Origin of the sequence: Nocardioides sp. (assembly GCF_047606145.1) — a bacterium.
In the GTDB taxonomy this organism is placed as follows: Bacteria; Actinomycetota; Actinomycetes; order Propionibacteriales; family Nocardioidaceae; genus Nocardioides.
The window spans coordinates 1-2,921 of the sequence record NZ_JASGET010000066.1 but is presented as its reverse complement, the minus strand read 5'-3'; the positions used below and the strand labels follow the sequence as shown (position 1 = coordinate 2,921).

General features: G+C 70.8%; 3 protein-coding genes and 1 pseudogene. 3 read left to right on the top strand and 1 reads right to left on the bottom strand.

The window, feature by feature from the left end:
- Positions 1 to 143: 143 nt before the first annotated feature.
- Positions 144 to 1,301: an alpha/beta hydrolase family protein gene (locus QM638_RS08420; RefSeq protein WP_415141510.1), complete on the top strand. Its 1,158-nt coding sequence runs from the start codon at positions 144 to 146 to the stop codon at positions 1,299 to 1,301.
- 127 nt (positions 1,302 to 1,428) lie between these two features.
- On the opposite strand, the gene QM638_RS08415 is transcribed toward QM638_RS08420, so the two are convergent.
- Positions 1,429 to 1,698, bottom strand: coding sequence for a MoaD/ThiS family protein (locus QM638_RS08415; RefSeq protein WP_415141509.1), 270 nt, complete (start codon positions 1,696 to 1,698; stop codon positions 1,429 to 1,431).
- A 175-nt stretch (positions 1,699 to 1,873) separates the two neighbouring features.
- On the opposite strand from QM638_RS08415, the gene QM638_RS08410 reads away from it, so the two are divergent.
- Together QM638_RS08410 and QM638_RS08405 are read left to right on the top strand one after the other, a co-directional pair.
- Complete coding sequence (locus tag QM638_RS08410; RefSeq protein WP_415141508.1) at positions 1,874 to 2,623, top strand: response regulator transcription factor; 750 nt, start codon at positions 1,874 to 1,876, stop codon at positions 2,621 to 2,623.
- A gap of 32 nt (positions 2,624 to 2,655) precedes the next feature.
- Positions 2,656 to 2,921, top strand: a pseudogene (locus QM638_RS08405) (mycothiol synthase); the annotation flags it as partial.

Here is a 2,921-nt window from a genome sequence, read left to right as displayed (position 1 = left end):
GCCCCCCGGGGGGTCCCCGCGGGGGCGGCCCCCCGGGCGGCCCCCCACGGCTGTCTCGGTCCGGTGTCCATCGGCATGACGGATGCCCGGCATCAGCAGCGACACCGTTCCCCGCGCCCGTGACGCACGGCACAGTGGTCGGCATGTTCGAGTACTTTCCCGGCAACTACATCTGGAGCTTCAGCGTCGCCGCCACCCTGAACTCCGGCGGCGCCATCGACGAGGTCGACCGAGCCTGCCGCCCCATCCGTGACCTCGCCCAGCAGGGCTCGGACGTCGGCACCAGCGAGCTGATGGCGTCTTGGCGCGCGGTCTCCGACCAGGTCGCAGCCCAGGCCGCCGAGGCCGAGCAGGCCGGGCATCTGCGCACCGCCGGGCAGAAGTACTTCCGCGCCGCGGCCTACGTGTGCCAGGCCGAGCGGATGCTCTCCAACTCCTCTCCGGAGCGCCTGCCCACCTACCGGCATCTGCTCGGCCTGATGGAGAAGACCTTCGAGCTCATCGACCCGCGCACCACCCGGGTGGAGATCCCCTTCGAAGGCACCACCCTGCCGGCGTACTTCACCAACGCCAGCACCGACGGCTCACCGGTCCCGGCGGTGATCATGTGGAACGGCCTGGACTCCACCAAGGAGCACATGTACACCTCCGGCTGGCCCGCGGAGATGGCGGACCGCGGCATCTCGGTGCTCCAGGTCGACTGTCCGGGATCCGGTGAGGCGCTGCGGCTGCAGGGACTCACCGCACGGATCGAGACCGAGGGCTGGGCCGCGGCCTGCCTCGACTATCTGGAGACCCGCGACGACGTCCGCGCCGACCGGATCGGGCTCTCGGGCTGGTCCCTCGGCGGGTACTACGTGCCTCGGGCGGCGGCCTTCGAGAAGCGGCTCTGCTTCGCCAACGCCTGGGGGGCCAACCACAACTGGGGCGAGGTACAGAAGAAGCGTCTCGAGCGCGAGGGCGAGAACCCGGTCCCGCACTACTGGGAGCATGTGTTGTGGGTGTGGGGCCAGCCGGACATCGAGACGTTCATCTCCTACGCCGAGGGCATCCACCTCAACGGCATCGTCGAGAAGATCACCTGTCCGTTCCTGATCACGCACGGCGAGAACGACCGCCAGATCAGCGTCGACTACGCCCGCCAGTCCTACGACCAGGCGATCAACAGCCCCCGGCGTGAGCTGCGCATCTTCACCCCCGCCGAAGGCGCGACCGAACACATCGGCCTCGACCATCTCCCCCACGTCGGCGCCTACACCGCCGACTGGATCGAGGACACCCTGGCCGCGCTGGACGGGTGAGCCCGGGGGCGGCCATCCCGGGGGAAGTTTCACCGGTGAACCGGTGGTTCTGCCACTTCTCGTGGGTTGCAACCCGCGAGAAGTTCCAGTTTCGCCGGTGAACCGGTGAAACTGCCCGGGGCCGTCCTCACCCACCCGCGAACGGCGGCAGGAACTCCACCCTCGAGCCCCAGGGGACCAGCGTCGCCCCCGGATCACGGGTCGCCACCGGCTGGTCGTCGACCAGCACCGAGCACACCGCGAGTACGTCGGCCAGCCGCTCGTCCGGGTGCAGCTCGAGCACCCGGCGGCGTACCTCCGCGAGCGTCACCGGGTGCTCCACCGCGAGCTCGTCGCAGGAGGTACCCGCGGCCGCCTTGGCCGCGGCCCAGTAGTGCACGGTGACCGATCCACTCACCGGACGATCCTCCCTCGCCGTCGTACCCGTCGCCGCCATTGTCCACCGGATCCTTTGGTGCGTGACCCGCCTGGAATGTGACCGGTCCGTTTCGGTAGGATGAGCGAGCGATCACCTCACCGAGGCTCAGCGTTGCGTCCCGGTGCTCCTGGCTCCTGACGAAGGAACTCCCTCAATGAGCACCCTGCTGCTGCTGACGAATTCGCTCCAGCCCTCCGCTGACGTCCTGCCCGGCCTCGGACTGCTCGGTCACCAGGTGAAGGTGCTGCCCGCCGAGGGCAGCGCGCTGCTGGAGGCGCCCGAGGTCGACCTGCTGCTGGTCGACGGCCGCCAGGACCTCGCGCACGTGCGCGACCTGTGCCGGCTGATCCGCACGACCGGGTCCCAGATCCCGGTCGTGTTGATCGTGACCGAGGGCGGCCTTGCGGTCGTCAGCCATGACTGGGGGGTGGACGACGTGGTGCTCCACACCTGCGGACCGGCCGAGCTGGAGGCCCGGATCAGGCTCGCCGTCGGCCGGCTCAACGCGCAGCGCGACGCCGCCGACCCCGAGGCACACGTGATCCGCAGCGGCGAGGTGGTGGTCGATGAGGCCACCTACACCGCGAAGATCGGCCGCCGCCCGCTCGACCTCACCTTCAAGGAGTTCGAGCTGCTCAAGTTCCTCGCCCAGCACCCCGGCCGGGTCTTCTCCCGCCAACAGCTGCTGCAGGAGGTCTGGGGCTATGACTACTTCGGTGGCACCCGCACCGTCGACGTGCACGTACGCCGCCTCCGGGCCAAGCTCGGACCGGAGCACGAGACCCTGATCGGGACCGTCCGCAACGTCGGCTACCGGTTCGTGCTGCCGACCAAGAGCGCCGACGCCCAGGCCGACGCCGCCCGGGTGGCCGCAGCCCGCGCGGCCGAGGAGGTCGAGCTCTGAGCGACTCGATCGCGCTCGACACCGTCGCCGCCGTGGTGGCGGCGGCGACCGCGGACGACGGGGTCGCCGCCCTGGACGAGGCGACCCTGCTGACCCTGAGCCACCACCCGGAGCGGGCCACCTGGTGGGGGGACGAGCGGGGTGTCGCACTGGTGATCGGCGACGAGCTGTCGCTGGTGGTGCGGCCCGAGGCTCGTCGTACCGGCGTGGCGGGTGGGCTGCTCGCCACCGCACCGCCGGCCCTCGCCGCCGCGCGTACCGCCTGGTCGCACGGCGACCACCCGGGCGCGACCGCGCT

What these genes read in the sequence shown, in the direction of transcription:
- QM638_RS08410 (WP_415141508.1), top strand. Translation starts at nt 1,874, where the DNA reads ATGAGCACCCTGCTGCTGCTGACGAATTCGCTCCAGCCCTCCGCTGAC.
- QM638_RS08420 (WP_415141510.1), top strand. Translation starts at nt 144, where the DNA reads ATGTTCGAGTACTTTCCCGGCAACTACATCTGGAGCTTCAGCGTCGCC.